Here is a 21,665-nt window from a genome sequence, read left to right on the forward strand (position 1 = left end):
CGTGCGGCACCGTCAGTCGTCGGCCTCCGCGGCGTCGTCCTCGTCGTCCTCCTGCTCGTCCTCGTCGGGGCCGGCGACCAGGAGGTCGATGTGCACCCCGAGCAGGGTGCCGTCGGCGGCGTGCGTCGTGACCACGGGGTAGAACCCGTCGCCCCAGCCGGAGTGGCTGAGCACCACGTTCTCGCCGGCGGTGGCCAGCGGCATGGCGATGTTCGCGCTGCCCTCCCGGTAGTGGTCGGGGCTGTCCATCAGCTCGAACCACGACGTGGGCTCGCCCGAGTCGAACAGCAGGTCGTACCAGTCGGTCGAGTCATCCTCCGGCGGCATGCACCGCACGATCGCGTCGGCGTCCGCGAACCCGACCGTGCCGGCGTCGACGCCGACCCCGTAGTGCTTGCCGTCGTCCGCCGGCTCGGCGCCCTCCGGGGTGACGCCCCGCACCTCGGCGACCGGTGCGCCGTCGGACAGCACGAGCGAGAGGTACGCCTCCCGCAGGTGGCTGCCGTCGCGCTCCTCGGACACGTCGGCGACCGTGACGAACGCGGGGTAGGAGCCCGGCTCGACGCGGACGACCAGTCCCTCGCCGAGCGTGACGTACGGGTCCGACGCCTCGATGCGGCCGGAGGGGACGTGGAGCAGGCCGAGGTCGTGCACCTTCTGCGGGTACGGGGTGCCGTCGGGCGTCCCGTCGAGGAGGGCGAAGAAGGGGAGGTCGTAGGTCATGGCAGGAACCTAGCGGCAGCCACCGACACTCGACCCACCCGGCCCCCTCAGCCGAACAGCTGCTCCACGGCGTGCTCCCCGACGCCCACCATGATCGGGTGGGTGTCCGGGTAGGCGAAGCAGATGGACGTGAACAGCACCGCCCAGCCCTGGGCGCGGCGCCACATTCCGGCGTCCCAGCCGCGTCCGTCGCGCGCCTCTGCGTCGATCACCGCGCGGAACCGCTCGCGGCCCGCCGCGTCGAAGGTGAGCCACGCCATCCCGAGGTCCGACGCCGGGTCACCGCTGGTCACGTCGCCGAAGTCGATGACGGCCGACAGCCGGTCGCCGTCGGCCACGAGGTTGGCCGGGTGCGGGTCGCCGTGCAGCCACACCGGCACGCCGTCGTACGCCGGGGCGGCGACGGCCTCGGCCCACAGCTCCCGGGCGCGCGCGTGGTGCCGCCGCGGCAGCAGGGGGATCCGTTCCTCCAGGCTCGCGGACCGCTCGGCGACCGGGATCCCGCGGAACGCGTTCTCGGGCGCGTCGGCCGGCGCGGGCCGGTGCAGCGCCACGAGCACGCGCGCCAGGTGCTCCGCCCAGGGCGTGCGGCGGTCCGCGGGGACGGTCGCGGCCGCGACGCCGTCGGCCCAGCGCACCACGCCCCACGGCCACGGGTAGCCGAGGGCCGCGCTGGGCTCCCCGGTGCGGACCGGTTCGGGCACGGCGACGGGCAGCCGGGGCGCGAGCAGGGGCAGCACGCGGTGCTCGTTCCGCATGAGCTGCGCCCCGAGCTCGCGGCGCGGCAGGCGCAGGGCGAGGTCGTCGCCGAGCCGCAGCATGACGTTGTCCCAGCCGTTCGCGACCAGCCGCAGCCGGCGGTCGGCGAGGTCGGGGTGCTGCTCGGCCAGGAGGGACCGGGCGAGGTCGAGGGTGACGTCGAGGTCGGCGGCGACCACGGGGGCTCCTTGTCTCCGGTCGGGGCGGGGCGCTCACCCTATCCGGGCAGGTCCGAGGGCGCAGGACCGGCGGCGTGCCGGGCCGTGCGACCCGCGGGATACTGGCGGCATGCCGACCATCTGGACCGACGTCGACCCCGGCGCCTACCTCGACGCGGTCACCCCCGCCGTCCGTCGCCGCGACGCGGACACGCTGCGCGACCTCATGGAGCGGGTCACGGGCGAGCCGCCGCGGATGTTCGGCGCGTCGATCGTCGGGTTCGGCGAGTACCACTACGAGTACGCCAGCGGCCGCTCCGGGGACGCGCCCGCGATCGCCTTCGCGCCGCGCAAGGCGGCGACCACGATCTACCTGCCGGACGGCGTCGGCGCGCACGAGGAGCGGCTCGCCGCGCTCGGGCCGCACACCACCGGCGTCGGCTGCCTGTACCTGAAGGACCTGGAGCGGGTGGACCTCGCGGTGCTCGAGCAGATCCTGCGCACCTCGTGGGCCGCGGTGACCTCGGGGACGTTCGGGCAGCGGGCCCGGGAGTCCTGAACCGCGCGGCGCGCCCGAGTGCGGTGCACACCCGGGAACGTTCTGCGGCACGATCGCGTTGACACCAGGTTCCGACACGAAGGAGACCCGGTGCAGCCACGCCAGTCCGAGCAGTCCGCCGAGCAGCAGCACGTCGACGCCCTGTACGCCCGGCTCGACGGCGAGACCCGCCGCGTCCGCGCGGACCTCGACGACGCCGTCCGCGCCTCGTCGACCGACCCGGCCGAGGCCTACACGCGCGAGGTCCGCGTCGCGATGCTCAGGCGGCGGGAGCGCACCCTGGACGCCGCCGAGCACCACCTCTGCTTCGGCCGGATCGACGACGCCGGGGGCCGCACGCTGCACATCGGCCGCACCGGGCTGAGTGACGGCGACGACCAGCTCCTCGTGGACTGGCGCGCCGAGGCCGCCCGCCCGTTCTACGCCGCCACGGCCGTGCACCCGATGGGCCTGCGCCGCCGCCGGCACCTGGCCCTGGACGGACGCCGGGTGTCCCGCGTGAGCGACGAGGTCCTCGACGGCACCGAGCCCGGGCCGCACGACGTCGTCGGCGACGGCCCGCTCCTGGAGGCCATCAGCGCCCGGCGCACCGGCCGCATGCGCGACGTCGTGGCGACCCTGCAGGCCGAGCAGGACGCGATCATCCGCTCCGCGCACCGCGGCGTCACCGTGGTGGAGGGCGGTCCCGGAACCGGCAAGACCGTGGTCGCGCTGCACCGCGCCGCGTACGTCCTGGCGGGCTTCGACGAGGCGCGGGCCGACGGCGTGCTCGTGCTCGGCCCCGGCACGCGGTTCCTCGACTACATCGCGGAGGTGCTCCCGTCCCTCGGCGAGAACGACGTCGCCATGAGCACGGCCGACCGCCTGGTCGCCGAGGCCCTGGGCCTGCCCGAGGCACCCGCGGCCGGCCACGTGCTGCGCCGGGCCGCCGGCGACGCGCGGCTGGCCGACGAGCTGGCCGACGTCGTGCAGGGGTACCAGGCGCCGTCCGGCACCCTGACGGTGCTGGTCGACGGCGACCCAGTCACCCTCGACGAGCACGCGCTCGCCGAGGCGCGCGAGACGGCCGGCGGCACCGGGCTGCCGCACAACCAGGCGCGGGCGATCTTCAAGGACCTCGTCGTGGACGTCGTGGCCGACGAGGTCCAGGCCCGCGCCCGCGTGTTCCTCGCGAAGCTGGACGAGGACATCGAGGTGCTCACCGGCGGCGTGAACGTCGACCAGGCCGCCGCCGGCGACCTGGCGCGGCTCGGCTTCGCCCCGGACGACGGCGGCAGGTTCGGGCACGCCGCGGCCGTGGCCGAGCTGGACCCGGGCGCGCTCGCCGCCGAGCTCGCCGAGGACGTCGCCCTGGAGCGCGCCGTCGAGGAGGCCTGGCCGTACCTCGTCGCCCAGGACGTAGTGCTGGACCTGCTGGACGCGCGCCCGGAGCTGGCGGTGCCGGACGACGACACCCCGGCCTGGACCGCCGCGCACCTGCCCCTGCTGGACGAGGCCGAGCACCTGCTGAACGGCCCGCCCGCGCGGATCTACGGGCACGTGGTCGTCGACGAGGCGCAGGAGCTGACGCCGATGCAGTGGCGCTCCGTGCTGCGCCGCTGCCCCGGGCGCTCGATGACCGTCGTGGGCGACCTGGCCCAGGCCGGCCCCGCGACCGGCGCCCGCTCCTGGGCCGACGCGCTGGGCGCCGACCTGGCCCGGCGCGCCGACGTGCGCACCCTGACCGTGTGCTACCGCACCACCGCCGAGGTCCTCGCGGAGGCGGCGCCGCTGCTCGCACGGATCGCTCCGGACCAGGCGCCGACGCGCGCGGTCCGGCACGGCGACGCGCCCCGGCAGGTCGCGGTCGCCGTGCCCGGCGACCTGGTCGCCGCCGTGACGCAGGAGGCGGGGGCGCTCGCGGCCGCGGAGCCCGACGAGCTGGTCGCCGTCGTCGCGGCCGACGCGCGCGTCGGGGAGCTTGCCGCCGCGCTGGCCGCGACGGACGTCCGCGTGGTGCCCGTCTCCCAGGTGCGCGGCCTGGAGTTCGACGCCGTCGTGGTGGCCGACCCCGACGGCATCACGGCCGCGCGGCCGGGCGGGGAGCGCGACCTCTACGTCGCGCTGACCCGCCCGACGCGCCGGCTCGTGGTCGTCGGCTGAGCCGGAGGACCCGGCCGGCTCACCAGCTCGTCGCGACCGGCATGCCCTCCTGGTACCCGGCGGCCGACTGGATGCCCACGACGGCGCGCTCGGAGAACTCCGCCAGGGACCGGGCGCCCGCGTAGGTGCACGAGGACCGCAGGCCCGACGTGATCTCGTCGAGCAGGTCCTCGACGCCCGGGCGGGCCGGGTCGAGGTACATCTTGCCGGTGGAGATGCCCTCCTCGTACAGGGCCTTGCGGGCCCGGGCGAACGCGGTACCGCTCCCTGCGGTGCGGGCCGCGACGGCGCGCGCCGAGGCCATGCCGAACGAGTCCTTGTACAGGCGGCCCGTGCCGTCGTCCTTCAGGTCGCCGGGGGACTCGTAGGTGCCGGCGAACCAGGAGCCCACCATCACCTGCGACGCGCCCGCGGCCAGCGCCAGGGCGACGTCGCGGGGGTGGCGCACCCCGCCGTCGGCCCAGACGTGCTTGCCGAGCTCGCGCGCGGCGGCCGCGCACTCCAGGACGGCGGAGAACTGCGGCCGCCCCACGCCGGTCTGCATGCGCGTGGTGCACATGGCGCCCGGGCCCACGCCGACCTTGAGGATGTCGGCGCCGGCGGCCACGAGGTCGCGCACGCCTTCGGCGGTCACGACGTTCCCGGCCACGACGGGCACGTCCGGGTCCACGCTGCGCACGGCCTCCAGCGCGGCGAGCATCCGGGTCTGGTGGCCGTGGGCCGTGTCGACCACGAGCACGTCCACGCCCGCGGCCAGCAGGTCCTTCGCCTTGGCGGCGACGTCGCCGTTGATCCCCACGGCGGCGCCGATCCGCAGGCTGCCGGCCGCGTCCAGGGCGGGGCTGTAGATCGACGAGCGCAGCGCGCCCTTGCGGGTCAGCACCCCGGCCAGGAGGCCGTCGCGCACCACGGGCGCCAGGTCGAGCCGGGCGGAGTGCAGCACGTCGAACGCCGCCTCCAGGCCGCCCGGGCCGTCCAGCAGCGCGGCGTCCAGCAGGCGGGGCTCGGCGGACATCACCTCGGCCACCCGGGTGAACCGGTCCACGTCCGCGCAGTCCGACTCCGTGACCACGCCCACGGGCCGGCCGTCCAGCACGACGACGGCGGCGCCGTGCGCGCGCTTGCCGAGCAGGGTCAGCACGCTGTGCACGGTGTCCTGCGGCGCGACCACGACCGGCGTCTCGATGACGGGGTCCTTGGCCTTGACGTCCGCGACGACGCCGGCCACGACGTCGGCCGGGACGTCCTGCGGGATGATCGCCAGCCCGCCGCGCCGCGCGACGGTCTCGGCCATGCGCCGGCCGGCGACCGCGGTCATGTTCGCGACGACCACGGGGATGGTCGTCCCGGTGCCGTCGTCGGAGGACAGATCGACGTCGAACCGTGACGTGACGTCCGAGCGCGACGGCACGAGGAAGACGTCGCCATAGGTGAGGTCGGTGGCCTGGGACTGCTCGTGGAGGAATCGCACGTTCACCAAGAGTAAAGAGTTTGTCTGCCTGTGCCTATGAGTCCTGCCACATCGTTGTGGAGGTATCGGAGACAGGCATGGGAGGTGGCCCTGACGTGGCACAGTGGAGTGGTCGGTTCCCCTTAGAGTGGGGCCCCGATTCGCCCCTCACCGGGCACGACGAAAGGACGCGCATGGGCTTGCTGAGCGACATCCGCTCGCCGCAGGACGTCCGGGCTCTGACGCCCGGCCAGATGCCGGAGCTCGCCGAGGAGATCCGCCGGTTCCTGGTGGAGAGCGTCTCGCGCACCGGTGGGCACCTCGGGCCCAACCTCGGTGTCGTCGAGCTGACCATCGCCCTGCACCGGGTCTTCGACTCGCCGCGCGACTCCCTCGTGTTCGACACGGGCCACCAGTCCTACGTGCACAAGCTGCTCACGGGCCGCCAGGACTTCTCCGACCTGCGCAAGCGCGGCGGCATGTCCGGCTACCCGAGCCGCGCCGAGTCCGAGCACGACGTCGTGGAGAACTCCCACGCCTCGACCGCCCTGTCCTGGGCCGACGGCATCGCCAAGGCCAACCAGGTACGCGGCAAGGACGACCACGTGGTCGCCGTCATCGGCGACGGCGCGCTCACCGGCGGCATGGCCTGGGAGGCGCTGAACAACATCGCCGAGAGCCGCGACCGCAAGCTCGTGATCGTGGTCAACGACAACGGCCGCTCCTACTCGCCGACCATCGGCGGCCTGGCCAACCACCTCGACACGCTGCGCACCACCAGCGGCTACGAGGCGTTCCTCAGCTGGGGCACGCGCGCCCTGCACCGCTCCGGCCCGCCCGGACGCTTCGCCTGGCGCTGGCTGCACGGCCTGAAGAAGGGCCTCAAGGACGTCGTCGCGCCGCAGGGCATGTTCGAGGACCTGGGCATCAAGTACATCGGCCCCGTCGACGGCCACGACACCGAGGCGCTCGAGCGCGCGCTCGGCCGCGCCAAGGCGTACGGCCGGCCCGTGATCGTGCACGCCATCACCGAGAAGGGCCGCGGCTACAAGCCCGCCGAGGAGGACATCGCCGACCGGTTCCACGCCGTCGGCGTCATCCACCCCGAGACCGGCCTGCCCGTCGCCGCCAGCCGGTTCGGCTGGACCAAGGTCTTCGCCGACGAGATCGTCAAGATCGGCCGCCGCCGGTCCGACGTCGTCGCCATCACCGCCGCCATGCTGCACCCCGTGGGCCTCGCGCCGTTCCAGGAGCAGTTCCCGGAGCGCACCTTCGACGTCGGCATCGCCGAGCAGCACGCCGCGACGTCGGCCGCGGGCATGGCCTTCGCCGGCCTGCACCCCGTCGTCGCCGTCTACGCCACGTTCCTGAACCGCGCGTTCGACCAGGTCCTGATGGACGTCGCCCTGCACAAGGCGGGCGTCACCTTCGTCCTGGACCGCGCCGGCATCACCGGCGACGACGGCGCCAGCCACAACGGCATGTGGGACATGGCCATGCTGCGCATCGTCCCCGGCCTGCGCCTGGCCGCGCCCCGCGACGAGACGACGCTGCGCGCCGCCCTGCGCGCCGCCGTCGACGTCGACGACGCGCCCACCGTGGTCCGCTACCCGAAGGGCGCCGTCGGCGACGACATCCCGGCGGTCGAGGAGCTCGACGGCGTGGACGTCGTGGGCCGGTTCACCCCGGACCCGACCCGGCAGAAGGGCGCCGTGACCCGGCGCGTGCTCGTCGTCGGCGTGGGCTCGATGGCGGCCTGTGCCATGGAGACCGGCACCGCGCTCGCGGCGCACGGCGTCGAGGCCACCGTGGCCTCCCCGACGTGGGTGCTGCCCGTGCCGGAGAACCTGGTCAAGCTCTGCGGCGAGCACGACCTCGTGGTCACGCTGGAGGACGGCGTGGTCGACGGCGGCGTGGGCGACATGCTGGCGCAGCGCGCCGGGGAGCAGGGCATCGGCACGCCGCAGGTGCACATGGGCCTGCCGGTCCAGTTCCTCGACCACGCCAGCCGGGACCACATCGTGCGCGCGCAGCGGATGACCGCGGCCGACGCGACCCGGGACGCCCTCGCGGCGCTCGCCCTGCTGTGACGACCCCTGCTCTGACGACGGAGTGACGATGACCAGGCGCACCGTCGGCGTCGAGGAAGAGCTCATGCTGGTCGGGGCCGACGGGGCGCCGATCGCGCGCGCCCAGGACGTGCTCGGCACCGCGGAGCCGGACGACGGCCCGCTGGAGCACGAGTTCATGGAGGAGCAGATCGAGACGGCCACGCCGCCGCGCTCGACGCTCGAGGACGTCGCCGCGGCGATCCGGGAGGGCCGGGCCGGTGCCCAGGCGGCGGCCGAGCGGCACGACGCGCGCATCGCGGCGCTGGGCACGTCGCCCCTGGCGTTCGCCGGGACGACGGTCGGCAAGCTCCGCTACCTGCAGGCGCGCGCCGAGTTCGGCCTGACGGCGCGCGAGCAGCTCACGAGCGGGTGCCACGTGCACGTCGCGGTGGCCGACGACGCCGAGGGCGTCGTCGTGCTCGACCGCATCGGGCCGTGGCTCGCGCCGCTGCTCGCGCTGTCGGCGAACTCGCCGTTCTGGATGGGCGACGACTCCGGGTACGCGAGCTTCCGCTCGCAGGTCTGGTCGCGCTGGCCGACGGCGGGCCCGACGCGCGTGTTCGGGTCGCCCCAGGCGTACCACGCCGCCGTCACGGGCCTGGTCGGGACCGGCACGATCCTCGACCAGGGGATGGTCTACTTCGACGCCCGGCTCTCGGCCAAGTACCCGACCGTGGAGATCCGGGTCGCGGACGTGTGCCTGTCCGCCGACACGGCGACGCTCCTGGCCGCGCTGGCCCGGGGCCTCGTCGAGACGGCGGCGCGGGCGGGCGACGAGCCGCCGCCGGAGGTGCCCGTGGAGATCCTGCGCACCGCCCTGTGGCGGGCGGGCCGGTCCGGCCTGTCGGGCGACCTCGTGGACCCGCGGACCTGGCGGCCGGCCCCGGCGCACGACGTCGTCGGCGCGCTCGTGGAGCACGTCCGCGAGGCCCTGGTGGACCTCGGCGACCTCGGCACCGTGACCGAGCTGCTGGGCGGCCTCTGGTCCCAGGGCAACGGCGCGATGCGCCAGCACGCCTGGGCGGCCCAGTCGGGCGGCAACCTCGGCGCGGTGGCGCTGGCCGCGGCGGACGCCACCCTGCTCTGAGCCGGGCGTGAGCCCGGGGCGAGCCGGGCGCCGGCCGCGGTCCTGCCGCGGCCGTCCCGGCAGGCCTGGCTGTCCCGGCGCTCACCGGTAGTTCCCGGCCAGCTCGCGCACGGGCTGGCGTGGTTCGGTGACCAGCACGGCGGCGTCGCAGCCGAAGAGCAGCGCAAGCCTGCCCACCTGGTCGAGCGTCCAGGCCGTCCGGCCCCGGAACCGGGCTGAGACGGCGGCGCGCGACAGGCCGACCTCGGCCGCGATCTGCCGCTGGCTCAGGCCACGCCGCGCGGCCTCGAACCGGACCGCCGCCGCGCACACGAGCGCCAGCCCGTCCCAGTACAGGTTGGGCGCGGGGCGCGGGGTGACCCCGGCGTTGTCGGCCTCGACGTCGTCATCGAGATCGGGGTCCAGGGTGCCGTCGAAGATCGGGTTGCGGTCGAGCGGGTCGTAGTTGGTGCGCGCCATGGACCCAGCCTGCCCGGGGGCGGGCGTGCGCGGGGCTTGTCCACAGGCCCGGTCCCGGGGCAGGGGGACGTCTGACGTCCGTGTCCGGTCGCCTGATGTCTGGGCCCGGCCGGCCGACATCCGGGTCCGGCCGTCGGGCGTGGTGCACCGACCTCGGGGTAATGCATGGTCCGACGGAGGGTGCCGGGTGAGCTGTAGTTCGTTCACGTGGGCACCGAGAATTTCGGCCCAGCCGAACTGTTCAGCTCAGGTGGATTGCCCGTGCCTCAGGTGAACGAAATGCAGCCCACCCGGCACCCCTCGTCCGAGCAGCAATTGCTTCCGAGCCCGACACGCCGAATCCGACACGACACGCGGACCGAGCGGGTGGCAGACCGCGTGGGTGGTGCCGGCATATTTCAGGTTGCTCCGGCGCGGCGGCACCTGGAACGGTCGGGCGATGGATCTCGCCAGCGCCTTCCCGCCGTTCGGGCTCCGGGTCACCAGCGGTGACCTCGAGCTGCGCCTGCCCGACGACGCCGAGCTCGTCCGCCTGGCCGACCTCGCCGTCGCGGGTATCCACCCGCCCGAGCGCAGCCCGTTCCTCGTCCCGTGGAACGTCGGCGAGCCGGACGAGGTGCGCCGCGGGCTGCTGCAGTACCACTGGGCGTCGCGCGGCCGGGTCGCGCCCGAGGCCTGGGCGCTGGAGCTCGGCGTGTTCCTCGACGGCGAGCCGGTCGGCGTCCAGAGCGTGGGTGCCAAGGCATTCGCCGCGACGCGCTCGGCCGGGACCGGCTCGTGGCTCGGCCTGGAGCACCACGGCCAGGGCCTCGGCAAGCGCATGCGGCTGCTGGCGCTGCACCTGCTGTTCGAGGGCTTCGACGCCGCCGACGCCACGACCGAGGCCTTCGACGACAACCCGGAGTCCAACGGCGTGACGCGGTCGCTCGGCTACGCGCCGAACGGCGTCGCGCTCGTGGACCGCAAGGGCGGCCCGGCCACCGAGAACCGCTACCGGATGACCCGCGAGATGTGGGCGGCGCGCCCGGACCTGCACCGGCCCGACGTCACGCTGACGGGCGTGGCCCCGGTCCGGGCGATGCTCGGGATGGCTTGGTGACCGCCCACCAGATGATCCCGGCGACCAGCATCCCGAAGCCGAGCCCGCCGATCAGGAAACCGATCAGGAGGAGGATGCCGCTGCCGCCGATCCCGGCCACGCTCTCCGCGTTGAACGGGCCGCTCACGGCGATGCTGACGTCGTCCGCCGCCACCTGCGGGTCGACGAGGATCGCGTGGGTGCCCTCCTCGTCGGGGACCAGCACCCCGACGGGGAACACGGACCAGCCGTTGACCTCCAGCGAGCCGGACTGCTCCGGCCGGTTGATGCGCACCGGGCCGCTCGGCCCCTCGGCGGTCACCGACGACGCGGGCAGGCGGGACGACGGGTCCCGCGACACCTCGAGGGCGAGGTAGGCGCCCTTCTCCCGGACGTCGAACGGCAGGGGCGTGGTGGACGGCCCCAGGGCGAGCGCGTCGCTGCCGGCCGTGCCCTCGCTGGTGACGAGGTCCGTGGGCACCAGGTCGACGATGCCCCGGGCCGCCCCCGCGAGCCCCACGACGCCCACGATCATCCCCACGACCAGGACGGCGATCGCGCTGAACGTGAGCACCTTGGGGCCGGTGCGCGGTGCGGGCCGCTCCGGAGGAGGCGCTGACATGTTCGCATCGTCCCCCGGCACCGGGGGGCTGCCAACCAGAGCCGCGAAGATCACCCCGGCCCGGGCGCTCAGCCGTAGATGGTCTCGGCGTACCTCGGGCCGTAGTGCGCGTCGAGCTCCTCGAGGCTGTCGCCCTGGCGCTCCAGCGTGCGCGAGATGACGGCGCGGCGCGGCACCTCGTCCTGGCCCCAGGTCTCCGGGTCCCAGGTCTTGGAGCGCAGGAACGCCTTGGAGCAGTGGTGGAACACCTCCTCGACGTCCACCTCCAGCGCGAGGACCGGCACGTTGCGGCGCACCTGGAGCTCGGCGAGGTAGGGCGCGTCGCGCACCAGGCGGGCGCGGCCGTTGACCCGCAGGGTGTCGCCGCGGCCGGGGATCACGAAGATCAGCCCCACGTGGGGGTTGGCCAGCACGTTGAGGAACCCGTCGGTGCGCCGGTTGCCGGGGCGCTCGGGGACGGCGATCGTGTGGTCGTCCAGCACCCGCACCAGCGAGCCGGCCGGGTCGCCCTTGGGGGAGACGTCGAGGTTGCCCTCGGCGTCGGACGTCGCGACCAGGCACAGCGGCGAGGCCGCGAGCCACTGCCGGTCGAGCTCGTGCAGGGCCGGGCGGACCTTGCCCGCCGCGGCGCCGAGCGGCGGCGGGATGATCTCGCGGAGCGCCTCGACCGTCGTGACCGGCGTCCCGCCGAACTTGCTCTGCTCGTTGGTCATGCCCTCAACATAGACCTGGCGTAAATGGGGCATGTCAGACCATCCGGGTACGCTCGCAGCGCCATGACCGAGCAGACGACCCTCCCCAGCCCTGCCGACACCCCGGCCGCCGCCCTCGCCGGTCCGCCCCGGCCCTGGAAGGCCCGCGCGGCCCGCCGCGTCCTGGAGCAGGCGGAGGCGCTGCTCGACGACGCCCGGCTGCTCACCACCGCGGACCTCGGCCTGCGCGAGCGGGTGCGCGACGCCTACACGGCCACCCGCGAGGTGCGGGTCCACGCCGACCTGCGCGCCGTGTCCGTCACGGCGCTGGAGGAGCGGCGCAAGAAGCTGCGCGTCGCCGTCCTGGAGAAGGCCGGGTACAAGCACGTCGCCCAGGTGCTGGTCGCGGGGACGGACCGGCTGGTCGAGGCCGGCATCGGCGCGGGCACCGCGAAGCTCGCCACGTCGGCCGCCCGCGAGCTGGCCGACGAGGTCGACGCCGACCTGCGGTTCCGCATCGACGTGGACCCCGATGACCCGTACGCGACCGTGCTGGTCCAGTCCCTGTACGCGTTCGGGCTGGCGACCGACGCCCGGCACCGGCACCTCGACGAGGCCCGCCGCGTGGCCGACGTCGTCCCCGGGAACCTCGAGCCCGCCCAGCTCGCCACGAGCGTCTGGCGGCGGCTGGTCGCGCCCGCCGACCGGAAGGCCGCCGCCTTCGCCGCGGTCTCCGTCCTCGACGCGCAGGTGCGTGCCGCCCGGCTGACGGACGACGCGCGGGCGGTGCGCGCCGCCGTCGGGCAGCCCCCGGAGGGCGGCGAGGTGTGGGCCGACTTCGAGGCGCGCTCCGCCGAGTACTACGGCCTGCTCTCCCAGGTCGTGGACCTGGGCGACGACCACGAGGCCGCCGAGGGCGGCCTGCCCGCCGACGTCGTCCGCCGGGTCGAGGCGCAGCCCCTGGACCGGTCCCTGCTGCGCGCCAACCTGCGCGGCTACCAGCAGTTCGGCGCGAAGTACGCGCTGGTGCAGCGGCGCACGATCCTCGGCGACGAGATGGGGCTCGGCAAGACCATGCAGTCCATCGCCGTGGCCGCCCACCTGGTGGCCACCGGCGGCACCCACGTGCTGGTGGTCTGCCCCGCGAGCGTGGTGACCAACTGGAAGCGCGAGGTCGAGCAGCACTCCGATCTGAGCGCCGTGGTGCTGCACGGCACCGACCGGGAGCAGGCGGCCGCGCGCTGGGTGACCGACGGCGGCGTCGCCGTCACGACGTTCGAGGTGCTCGGCCGGCTCGACCTGCCCTACGACCTGCGGCCCGCGCTCATGGTCGTCGACGAGGCGCACTACGTGAAGAACCCCGAGACGCTGCGCGGCCGCGAGGTGCGGCGCTGGGCCGACCGGTCCGACCGCGTCCTGTTCCTGTCCGGCACCCCGATGGAGAACAAGGTCGCCGAGTTCAAGAACATGGTGGCCTACCTGCAGCCCGAGGTGGCCGGCCAGCTCGACCCCAACGCCGGCCTGTCCGGCGCCAAGGCGTTCCGCCGGATCGTCGCGCCCGCCTACCTGCGCCGCAACCAGGAGGACGTGCTCACCGAGCTGCCCGAGATGGTGCAGGTCGAGGAGTGGGAGCAGTTCGGCCCCGTCGACGGCGCCGCCTACCGCGACGCCGTGCTGGCGGGGAACTTCATGGCCATGCGCCGCGCGGCCTTCGCGGTGTCCGACGCCGACGACTCCGCCAAGCTGGTGCGCCTGCGCGAGCTCGTCACCGAGGCGGTCGACGCCGGCCGCCGCGTCATCGTCTTCTCGTACTTCCTGTCCGTCCTGGAACAGGTGACGGACCTGCTCGGCGATCTCGCGATCGGTCCCCTGACCGGGTCGGTGCCGGTCCCCGAGCGGCAGACCATGGTGGACGCCCTGTCCGCGCCCGGCGGGCCGTCCGTGCTGGTCAGCCAGATCACCGCCGGGGGAGTGGGCCTCAACGTCCAGGCCGCGAGCGTCGTCATCTTCTGCGAGCCGCAGGTCAAGCCCACCATCGAGGCCCAGGCCGTCGCCCGCGCCCACCGCATGGGCCAGACCCGCACCGTCCAGGTGCACCGGCTCCTGGTCGAGCAGTCCGTGGACCAGCGGATGATGGAGATCCTCGGCTCCAAGTCGGCGCTGTTCGAGGAGTTCGCCCGGCAGTCCGAGATCACCGACGCCTCGCCGTCGGCCGTGGACGTCGCCGCGCCCACCGAGGCCACGCTGTCGCGCACCATCCTCGCCGAGGAGCAGGAGCGGCTGAGCCGCACACCATGACCTGACCCTTCCCCGCCCATTTCGGTGTGATAACCGCTTCGGGTGGGATTGGGGTTCACTGACGGAGTGTCCACGTTGTCGTCAAGGCCCCGGGCGGGGGCCGCGCACACGACGTCGCCGGGGCGGCTCCTCGCGCCGGAACGACGCATCGTCCCGTTCGTCGGCCGCACCTCCGAGCACGCGTCGCTCGCCGTGTGGTGCACCAGCCCGGACCCCGTCGGGATCCGGCTGGTCACCGGCCCGGGCGGCGTCGGCAAGACCCGCCTCGCCCGCGAGTTCGCGCACCACATGGCCCGCGCCGGCTGGACCTGCCTGAACGTGCCCGACGGCGCGGAGAGCCTGGCCCTGGCCCTCGTCCCCGACGGCGCCCCCGCCCTCCTCCTGGTCGACGACGCCGGCACCCGCGGCCCGGCGCTCGCGGACCTCCTGGCCGCCGTGGCGCGGGGCCGTAACGGCGCGCTGCGCGTCCTGCTGGTCGAGCGGTCCGCCGGGCCGTGGTTCGACCGGCTCGGGAGGCTCGACCCGGTGCTCCGGGAGCTGCTGGAGGACGGCCGCGCCCCCGCGGCCCTGCCGGACGCCGTCCTGCCCGGGCAGGTCGACGCGCGGGTCGTGGCCGCCTTCGCCGAGCCCTACGCGCAGGCCCTGGGCGTGGCCGTGCCGCGGGTCTCGGTCGCCTCCGTCCCGGGCGGCGCGCGGATGCTCGACCTGCACGCGGCGGCGCTGTGCGCCGTGCTGCGCGCCCAGGAGCACGGTCCGCGGGGCGTGCTGCCCGTCGACGTGTCCGACACGCTCGACGAGCTCCTGGAGCACGAGCGCTGGACCTGGTTCCGCTCCGCGGAGGAGGCCGGGCTGCTCGGCGACGCGGGCCTCGGCCCGGCGGCCCTGGACGGGCTGGTCGCCGCCGCGACGCTCACGGGCGTGCGGACGCCGGGCGCGGCGGAGCGCCTGGTGCGCCGGGTCGCCGCCGTCGTGCCGGGGGTGCGGACGGGTGCGGAGGACGCCGTCGGCCGCTGGCTGCTCGACCTGGACCCGCACCGGGCACTGCCCGGCGCCCTGGTGGACCCGCACCTGCTGGCGGAGCTCACGGACGTGCCGGAGCTGCTCGGGGCGGCCCTGCGCGGGGCAGGCGCGCCGTCCCTGCGCAGGGCCGCGCTGCGCACCGCCGGGATGGTCACCGACCGGCTCGACGGGCGCACCGGCGACCTGGACGCCGCGCTCGACGGCCTCGGCGGAGCGCTCGCGATCCTGCCCGAGGACGCCGACACCCTGCGCACCGTCGCGGGCGTGCTCCCGCGCCCGTCGCTCACGCTCGGCGAGCTGCGGGCCGAGGTCACGCTACGAGCCCTGGCCGCCACCGGCCGCGCCGACGTCGCGCGGTACGCCGAGGCGCTGGGCGAGGCCGGGACCGCGCTCGGGGACGCGGGCCGGGCCGCCGACGCCGAGCCCTACGAGCGGGAGGCGGTCGCCCTGCTGCGCGGGGCCGCCGAGGTGGACCCCGGCCGGTTCCGGCCGCGCCTGGCGGGCCTGCTCACGAACCTCGGCGCCACCTGCGCGGCGCAGGGCCGCCCGGCCGAGGCGCTGCGGCACGCGGAGGAGGCCACGGCGCTGGTACGGCTGTCCGCCGCCGACCGCCCCGGCACCGCCCGGTTCGACCTGGCCGTGGCGCGGCGCGACCGCGCGGCGCTCCTCGCCGACCTGGGGCAGCCCTCGGCCGCGCTCCAACCGGCCCGGGAGGCCGAAGCGCTGTGGCGCGAGCTCGCCCGGCGGCGTCCCGACCGGTGCGCCCCGCACCTGGCCCGGTCCCTGACGGACGTGGCGCGTGTGCTGCTGGAGCTCGGCTACGGCGCCGAGGCGCTGGACCCGGCCGAGGAGTCGCTGGACCTGCGGCGCCGGCTGGCCGCGGCCGACCCCGACCGGCACCTGCCCGGCCTCGCCGACGCGCTGCAGGTCGTGGGCGACGTGCTGCGCGACCAGGGCCGGGCCGAGCAGGCCCTGACCCACCTCGAGCCGGCCGTCGCGCTGCGCCGCCGGACCGCCCAGGAGAACCCGGGCCGGTACCTCACCGACCTCGCCCGGTCGCTGCGGGCGTCCGGCACGGGGCTGTCCGACGTCGGCCGGTGGGAGGAGGGCCGGTCGCTCCAGCAGGAGGCCGTCGAGGTGCTGCGCCGGCTCGCGGCCGAGGACCCGGCCCGGCACGTCCCAGAGCTCGCCGAGGCGCTGTCGGACCTGGGCGTGACCCACTCCCGGCTGCACCGGTCGCAGGAGGCGCTGGACGCCGAGCACGAGGCTGCCCTGGTCTGGCGGGACCTCGTCGACGCCGACCCGCAGCGGTACCGGCCCCGGCTGGCCCAGTCGCTGAGCAACCTGGGCGCGATCTTCACCGTGCTCAAGCTCGGCGACGAGGCGGTCGAGCTCGTGCGCGAGGCCGTGGCCCTGCTGCGCGAGCTCCTGGCCGAGAACGCCGCGCGGTACCGGCCGCGGCTCGCGGAGGCGCTGCGCACGCTGGCGCTCACGCTCCACGACCAGGAGCGGTTCGACGAGGCCCGGCGGGCGCGGGCGGAGGCGCAGGAGCTGGGGGGACTGGTGGCGGCGTAGCCGGCGGGCGCCCGGCAGCGCCGACTCCCTGACCTGTAGGCTTTGCCGTTTGTTGGCCTGGCTGAGACCGTCGTCGGGCCGAACGGCCGAGGTGCTGCCCGGGGGTGGTGGACGTGGACCGACGGACCGGGACCGACCGCTGGGGGTGGACCCGGAGCGGCCTGGTCGTGATCACCCTCGGTGTGGCCTCGAACCTCGCGCTGACCTTCGTGCCGGACGTCGTCCCGGACTGGGCCGCCGAGATCGTCGTGTACTGCATGACGGCGGTGGTGATCGTCGTCGCCCCGCTCTGGGTGTACCGCGAGCTGGTCGAGTCGTCGCGCCGGCTGGAGGAGGAGCGGCGCCGGATGCGGGGCATCGAGGCTGCCGGGAGCGACTTCGGCCGGGAGGCCGACACCTATGCCGTGTGGAGCACCGCGGAGCAGAGCGTGCTCTGCTTCGGGGTCGGGCTGACCGGCGTGTCGAAGGACGTCGAACGCATCGCGGAGGCCGCCGGCCGCGGGGTGCAGGTCGACCTCGTCATGGTCGACCCCCGGTGGCTGCGCGAGCGGTCCGCCGTGTCTGGGGTGATGAACGACTTCTACGACGAGGTGGAGTTCGTCGAGCGGGTCGAGCGCGCACACGCGGCGCTCCTCGCGCTGTCCGAGCGGCTCGCGGCCGAGGGCGCCGCGGGGCGGGTCCGGGTGCACACCTACCGGTCCTGGCCGCAGCACAGCGCGACGATCGCCGATCCGTGGACCGAGGAGCCGAAGGGCTACGTCGAGTTCCACGTCTTCCGGCGACGTCGGGACTGGGTCCGGATCGTCGCGTCCGGGTTCGACGGGCCGCGGGTCGACCGGCCCTTCGTGTCGAACATCCTGCGCGAGATCGACCGGCTCGTCGGATATCGCCTGGCTCCTGCCTGAGCGTTCCCGCCTGTGGGACGATCCAGGGCGTGTCCCTCGAACGAATTGCCCTGATCAGCGACGTCCACGGCAACCTGACGGCGCTCGATGCCGTGCTCCATGACATCGCGTCACGAGGAATTGACCAGATCATCAATCTGGGGGACTTCGTCGGGAAAGGACCGCAGGGAAGTGCTGTGGTCGACCGTTGTAATGACGTCTGCGCCGTCAATATCCGCGGCAACTGGGACGACTTCCTCCCGACGCTCGGCGACGACGCGTCCCCCGGGATGCTCTGGTGGCGTGACGAGCTGCGGCCCGACCAGCACGAGTGGCTGCGCACCCTCCCGCTGAGCCACGACCTGCTGCTGAGCGGCCGGCGCATCCGGCTGTTCCACGCCTCCGCGACGAGCCCGCACGTGCGCGTGCGCGCCCGGCACACCGCCGAGGAGTTCGACGGCATGTTCGGCAACACGCCGATGACCGGCGACGGCGCGCCGCCGTCGATGGTGGGCTACGGCGACATCCACGAGTCGTTCCTCGAGGTGGAGCAGGGCCGCACGCTCTTCAACGTGGGGAGCGTCGGCAACCCCCTGGACGAGCCCGTCCCCGGGTACGTGATCCTCGAGGGCGTCGTCGGCGAACCGGGTCCGGCGCCGTTCGGCCTGCAGTTCGTGCGCGTGCCGTACGACGCCGAGGCCGAGATCGCCGTCGCCACCCGGCTGGGCATGCCGGAGCTCGAGCCGTACGCCACGGAGCTGCGGACGGCGGTGTACCGAGGGCTCCAGACGCCGTGACCAGCGGTGCGGCGAAGGGCGCGTGATCAATGCCAGGAATATCCCCGCGGCAGCCGTGAGTAATTGCCCGGCGCATCAGTCTTGCGGAGAAAAGAATCATCGACGGATATCGCAACTCGCACCGATTCGACTGGACTCTGGGCACCGGGACGCGCAAGACTGGCGGTGTGAACGAAATCACATTGGAAGCCGAAGCCAGCAATCAGCACAAGGACCTCACGACGCTTGAGGCCGCCCGTCTGCTGGGTGTGTCCAAGCTGCACGTCATCGACCTGCTCGAGGCCGGTGAGATCGACTATCACATGGTCGGGTCGGACCTGATGTTCAGCGCCGCTGAGATCGAGTCCTACAAGTTCGACCGTGAGCACCGCGACTCGGAGTCGCTCGTATCGGCATGACCCCCGCGCGGCGGCAGACGCCCTGGCGTTTCCGCTGACGCAGTGCGTGCGGCGCACCAACCCGCGAGACACGCACCCTGACGCCTGAGCGCACGTTCATCACCGCGAACGTGCGCTCTTGTCATGTCCGGGACGGCGTCACGTCCAGCCCAGCGGTTCCAGGTCGCGCGGACCGTCGGCGATCAGCTCCGCGATCGTCGCGGCGGACACGGGCCGGCCGCCCCAGGCGTCGACGCCGACGTTGATCTGCCGCCCCCGCTGCCGCCAGGTGTCGTGCACGTGGCCGTGCACCACCCAGCCGCCCCGGTCCGCGAGCCGGTACTCGACGAACCGGTCCGCGCCGTGCGAGTCGCCCTCGTACGGGAAGTGGGACAGCTCGACGGTGCGGTCCCCGACCGCGACCGGCTCGGGCCGGTCGTGGATCTCGGCGAAGCCCGCGGCCAGGTAGCGCTCGTGCTCCTTGGCCCGACGCCGCTCGCGCGCGTCCGGCTCGCCCTTGCGCAGCGCGCGGTCGCCCTCCCAGCAGCGGTCGTGGTTGCCCGGCACGAGGATCTTGCGCCCGGCGAGCCGCGCGATGTTGGCGAGGGAGTCCGCCAGGGAGCCGAGGGCGACGTCGCCCAGCACCCACACGGTGTCGTCCTCGGTGACGGTCTCGTTCCAGAGCCGCACGAGGGCGGCGTCCATGTCCCCGACGCCGGCGAAGGGCCGGTCGCAGAACCGGATGATGTTCAGGTGTCCGAAGTGCAGGTCGGACGTGTAGTGCGTAGTCATGTCAGGACGTATTCAACCGGGCCCGGGCCGCCGAGGGAACCGAATTGGGCGGCCCGGGACCGGCTGGTCCTGCCGTCAGTACCGGTACGACCAGGTGCAGAACCCGCCGTCGGCGGTGAAGGCCACCTTGTCGACGCCCTTGTCCTCCCAGCCGAGCACCGTCTTGTCGCGGCGGGTGGCCGTCAGGTAGTCGCCGGCCGGGAGGGTGACGGTGGTGCTGGGGAGGGTCAGCGAGTAGCCGCTGCACACGGGCTGCTCGCCCTTCGGGAGGTACTTGCAGTCGTCGCACGCGTCGATCTTCACGACGCCGGTGGCCGGCCCCGTGTAGACCATCTGGAAGGGGTCGGGGCTGTAGTTGTAGACGGTCAGCGTGACCGTGCCCTCGGGCTCGTCCCGGGCGGGGAGCCGGACGCCCGCCTCGGGGTCGACCAGCGCTATCCCCGCGGCGATCCGCACGCGCTCCGCGTAGTCGACCTCCTTCGCCCGCGGGTACGACTCCACCAGGCCGTTCAGGGCCTGCACCACCGTCGCGTACCGCTTGCGCTCGAACTCCTTGAGCCCGCACTTCAGCAGCTCGGCGGGCACCCGCTCGCGCGCCTCGTCGGCCAGGGCGCTGACCTCGCCGGAGTCGAACTTCGCGAGGAAGCCCGCCGACGCCGCCGCAGCGCCGGTGTCGGTGCAGCCGTTCTTGCCGCTCAGGTCCTTCAGCACGCCGTCGCGCCACTCCGCGAGGTTGCCGGGTACCGACAGGGCAGGGTCGCTGGACGGGTGGTCCGCCAGGAGCTCGGAGAGGTAGGTCCGGGACATGTCGAACTTGCCGGCCTCGACGGACCGCAGGCCGCAGTCGTGCAGGGCTCTCGGGATCTCGCTCTGCGCGACCTCCTGCAGCGGTCCGGGCGTGCCGGGCTCGGCGAAGTGCCGGACGACGACGAGCCCGGTGCACGGGTCGTCGGACTTGGCCTGCGCGTACAGGTCGTCGACGAGGCCGGGCACCCGGTCGGCGGCGCGCGTCCTCGGGTGCTCCGCGGCGACGTCCACGTACGTCGCGTACGCGGTGTCGTACGTGTCCTTGTACGAGCCGAACGTCGTGCCGACCGACTCCAGGCTCGCCTCGGCCCGGTCCAGGTCGTAGGCCAGGTGGTCCTCCAGCACCTCGTGCTGCGCCACCGCGTACCCCGCGCCCAGCAGGGGCACGATCGCGAGCGTCGCCCACGCGGCCCGGCCCGCGGTACGGGGCGACCAGAGGGTGCGGCGCGGGCTCGTGCCCGCCCGGCCGCGGCCTCGGCCCCGGGCGAGCTGTGCGGCGTCGACGGCGAACAGGGCGAGCGCGCCCACGTAGCCCAGGGCCCACCAGACGGCGACGGGCTCGCGCCCGATCGGCAGCGCGACCCAGGCGAGGCCCGCGGTCGCGGCTAGGGCGACGACCAGGCGGAGCCACGTCCGAAGGTGCAGGTAGCCCAGCCCGAGGCCGCTCAGGTTGAGCAGGGCGGCGGTCAGCGGACGGGCCGACGCCGGCAGGTCGCCGGGGTCCGCGGGCGCGCCGGGCACGTCGTCCGGCCCGCTCGGGTCCGGCGTCGCCGCGGGGGTCGGCTCGGGTGCCGGGTCCGGCTCGGGGGTCGGGACGGGCGGGGTGTCGGACATCGCCTCGGCCTTGGACGTCGCGTCGGACTCGGTGTCGGGCGTCGGGCCGGTCGTCGCGCCGGACCCGGCATCGGGCGTCGCGTCTGCCCTGGCCGGGGACGCCGCCTGTGCTGCGCCCGCCGCCTTCGCGCCCGTCGCCTTCGCTCCCGTCGGCGCCGTCCTCGTGGCCGCCGCCCGCGCCGTCGCCGCCCACGCCGCCGCCCGCGCCGCCGCCTCCGACCTCGACTCGGCGCCGGTCTCGTCGGTCGTGCCGAGGCCCTCGGGCGTCGCGCCGGACGGCTCGCCTGCCGGTGCCGCCTCCGGTGCGGTATCGGTGCTCATGTGCCGGGATGCTAGATCCGCGACCAGGGCGAAAAGCCCGAAAAGCGCTGGTTGACCGGGTGATTTATCCGCCGAGTCCGAACTGTGACGAGCGGACCTGCCCGATGCGTCATGATCGGC

18 protein-coding genes are annotated in these 21,665 nt (G+C 74.6%); 10 read left to right on the forward strand and 8 right to left on the reverse strand.

Translation table 11 applies throughout. The features are described 5' to 3' along the window. Positions 1-12: 12 nt before the first annotated feature. Both ACFU5G_RS01330 and ACFU5G_RS01335 read right to left on the reverse strand, forming a co-directional pair. Positions 13-723, reverse strand: coding sequence for a DUF4241 domain-containing protein (locus ACFU5G_RS01330; RefSeq protein ID WP_377239974.1), 711 nt, complete (start codon positions 721-723; stop codon positions 13-15). 47 nt (positions 724-770) lie between these two features. After that, positions 771-1,661 carry an aminoglycoside phosphotransferase family protein gene (locus tag ACFU5G_RS01335; protein WP_377239977.1) on the reverse strand — a complete coding sequence of 297 codons (891 nt, stop codon included), beginning with the start codon at positions 1,659-1,661 and terminating at the stop codon, positions 771-773. Between the two features lie 109 nt (positions 1,662-1,770). Between ACFU5G_RS01335 and ACFU5G_RS01340 the strand changes: the two genes are divergently transcribed. Together ACFU5G_RS01340 and ACFU5G_RS01345 are read left to right on the forward strand one after the other, a co-directional pair. Next, a complete protein-coding gene (locus ACFU5G_RS01340) occupies positions 1,771-2,199 on the forward strand; it encodes a DUF1801 domain-containing protein (protein WP_377239979.1) in 429 nt (142 codons plus the stop codon). A 90-nt stretch (positions 2,200-2,289) separates the two neighbouring features. Next, complete coding sequence (locus tag ACFU5G_RS01345; protein WP_377239981.1) at positions 2,290-4,341, forward strand: HelD family protein; 2,052 nt, start codon at positions 2,290-2,292, stop codon at positions 4,339-4,341. 19 nt (positions 4,342-4,360) lie between these two features. Here ACFU5G_RS01345 and ACFU5G_RS01350 read toward each other — a convergent pair whose 3' ends face one another. Beyond that, a complete protein-coding gene (locus ACFU5G_RS01350; RefSeq protein WP_377239983.1) occupies positions 4,361-5,812 on the reverse strand; it encodes a GuaB1 family IMP dehydrogenase-related protein in 1,452 nt (483 codons plus the stop codon). A 173-nt stretch (positions 5,813-5,985) separates the two neighbouring features. On the opposite strand from ACFU5G_RS01350, the gene dxs reads away from it, so the two are divergent. After that, the gene (dxs, locus tag ACFU5G_RS01355) at positions 5,986-7,881 is read left to right on the forward strand and encodes a 1-deoxy-D-xylulose-5-phosphate synthase (RefSeq protein ID WP_377239985.1); all 1,896 of its coding nucleotides are present in this window, start codon (positions 5,986-5,988) and stop codon (positions 7,879-7,881) included. A gap of 28 nt (positions 7,882-7,909) precedes the next feature. Continuing rightward, complete coding sequence (locus tag ACFU5G_RS01360) at positions 7,910-8,989, forward strand: glutamate--cysteine ligase (protein ID WP_377239987.1); 1,080 nt, start codon at positions 7,910-7,912, stop codon at positions 8,987-8,989. Positions 8,990-9,070: 81 nt separating this feature from the next. Here the strand turns inward: ACFU5G_RS01360 and ACFU5G_RS01365 are convergent, their stop codons facing one another. Further along, complete coding sequence (locus tag ACFU5G_RS01365; protein WP_377239989.1) at positions 9,071-9,448, reverse strand: helix-turn-helix domain-containing protein; 378 nt, start codon at positions 9,446-9,448, stop codon at positions 9,071-9,073. Between the two features lie 439 nt (positions 9,449-9,887). Between ACFU5G_RS01365 and ACFU5G_RS01370 the strand changes: the two genes are divergently transcribed. Beyond that, complete coding sequence (locus ACFU5G_RS01370; protein ID WP_377239992.1) at positions 9,888-10,547, forward strand: GNAT family N-acetyltransferase; 660 nt, start codon at positions 9,888-9,890, stop codon at positions 10,545-10,547. Here the strand turns inward: ACFU5G_RS01370 and ACFU5G_RS01375 are convergent. Next, positions 10,495-11,148, reverse strand: coding sequence for a hypothetical protein (locus ACFU5G_RS01375; protein WP_377239994.1), 654 nt, complete (start codon positions 11,146-11,148; stop codon positions 10,495-10,497). The two genes, ACFU5G_RS01370 and ACFU5G_RS01375, sit on opposite strands and share 53 nt — an antisense overlap. A 68-nt stretch (positions 11,149-11,216) precedes the next feature. Then, on the reverse strand, positions 11,217-11,861 hold the full coding sequence (locus ACFU5G_RS01380) for an MSMEG_1061 family FMN-dependent PPOX-type flavoprotein (protein WP_377239997.1): 645 nt from the start codon (positions 11,859-11,861) through the stop codon (positions 11,217-11,219). Positions 11,862-11,924: 63 nt separating this feature from the next. On the opposite strand from ACFU5G_RS01380, the gene ACFU5G_RS01385 reads away from it, so the two are divergent. The 5 genes from ACFU5G_RS01385 to ACFU5G_RS01405 all read left to right on the forward strand — a co-directional run bounded on the left by ACFU5G_RS01385 (position 11,925) and on the right by ACFU5G_RS01405 (position 18,812). Then, the gene (locus ACFU5G_RS01385; RefSeq protein WP_377240000.1) at positions 11,925-14,138 is read left to right on the forward strand and encodes a DEAD/DEAH box helicase; all 2,214 of its coding nucleotides are present in this window, start codon (positions 11,925-11,927) and stop codon (positions 14,136-14,138) included. 75 nt (positions 14,139-14,213) lie between these two features. Next, positions 14,214-16,733, forward strand: coding sequence for a tetratricopeptide repeat protein (locus ACFU5G_RS01390; protein WP_377240003.1), 2,520 nt, complete (start codon positions 14,214-14,216; stop codon positions 16,731-16,733). Positions 16,734-16,846: 113 nt separating this feature from the next. Beyond that, a complete protein-coding gene (locus tag ACFU5G_RS01395; RefSeq protein ID WP_377240005.1) occupies positions 16,847-17,638 on the forward strand; it encodes a hypothetical protein in 792 nt (263 codons plus the stop codon). A 29-nt stretch (positions 17,639-17,667) separates the two neighbouring features. After that, on the forward strand, positions 17,668-18,414 hold the full coding sequence (locus ACFU5G_RS01400) for a metallophosphoesterase family protein (RefSeq protein ID WP_377240007.1): 747 nt from the start codon (positions 17,668-17,670) through the stop codon (positions 18,412-18,414). Between the two features lie 167 nt (positions 18,415-18,581). Beyond that, positions 18,582-18,812 (forward strand): excisionase family DNA-binding protein, encoded by a 231-nt coding sequence (locus ACFU5G_RS01405; RefSeq protein WP_199718021.1) that lies wholly within the window; start codon positions 18,582-18,584, stop codon positions 18,810-18,812. Between the two features lie 138 nt (positions 18,813-18,950). Here ACFU5G_RS01405 and ACFU5G_RS01410 read toward each other — a convergent pair whose 3' ends face one another. Continuing rightward, positions 18,951-19,583, reverse strand: coding sequence for a metallophosphoesterase (locus tag ACFU5G_RS01410; protein ID WP_377240009.1), 633 nt, complete (start codon positions 19,581-19,583; stop codon positions 18,951-18,953). Positions 19,584-19,658: 75 nt separating this feature from the next. After that, positions 19,659-21,545 (reverse strand): hypothetical protein, encoded by a 1,887-nt coding sequence (locus tag ACFU5G_RS01415; protein ID WP_377240011.1) that lies wholly within the window; start codon positions 21,543-21,545, stop codon positions 19,659-19,661. Positions 21,546-21,665: the final 120 nt, after the last annotated feature.

This window comes from Promicromonospora sp. NPDC057488 (genome assembly GCF_042802395.1).
In the GTDB taxonomy this organism is placed as follows: Bacteria; Actinomycetota; Actinomycetes; order Actinomycetales; family Cellulomonadaceae; genus Promicromonospora.

Coding starts and splice junctions, on each gene's coding strand:
- ACFU5G_RS01380 (WP_377239997.1), bottom strand. CDS start 11,861: ATGACCAACGAGCAGAGCAAGTTCGGCGGGACGCCGGTCACGACGGTC.
- ACFU5G_RS01360 (WP_377239987.1), top strand. CDS start 7,910: ATGACCAGGCGCACCGTCGGCGTCGAGGAAGAGCTCATGCTGGTCGGG.
- ACFU5G_RS01365 (WP_377239989.1), bottom strand. CDS start 9,448: ATGGCGCGCACCAACTACGACCCGCTCGACCGCAACCCGATCTTCGAC.
- ACFU5G_RS01340 (WP_377239979.1), top strand. CDS start 1,771: ATGCCGACCATCTGGACCGACGTCGACCCCGGCGCCTACCTCGACGCG.
- ACFU5G_RS01415 (WP_377240011.1), bottom strand. CDS start 21,545: ATGAGCACCGATACCGCACCGGAGGCGGCACCGGCAGGCGAGCCGTCC.
- ACFU5G_RS01375 (WP_377239994.1), bottom strand. CDS start 11,148: ATGTCAGCGCCTCCTCCGGAGCGGCCCGCACCGCGCACCGGCCCCAAG.
- ACFU5G_RS01410 (WP_377240009.1), bottom strand. CDS start 19,583: ATGACTACGCACTACACGTCCGACCTGCACTTCGGACACCTGAACATC.
- ACFU5G_RS01370 (WP_377239992.1), top strand. CDS start 9,888: ATGGATCTCGCCAGCGCCTTCCCGCCGTTCGGGCTCCGGGTCACCAGC.
- ACFU5G_RS01385 (WP_377240000.1), top strand. CDS start 11,925: ATGACCGAGCAGACGACCCTCCCCAGCCCTGCCGACACCCCGGCCGCC.
- ACFU5G_RS01330 (WP_377239974.1), bottom strand. CDS start 723: ATGACCTACGACCTCCCCTTCTTCGCCCTCCTCGACGGGACGCCCGAC.
- dxs (WP_377239985.1), top strand. CDS start 5,986: ATGGGCTTGCTGAGCGACATCCGCTCGCCGCAGGACGTCCGGGCTCTG.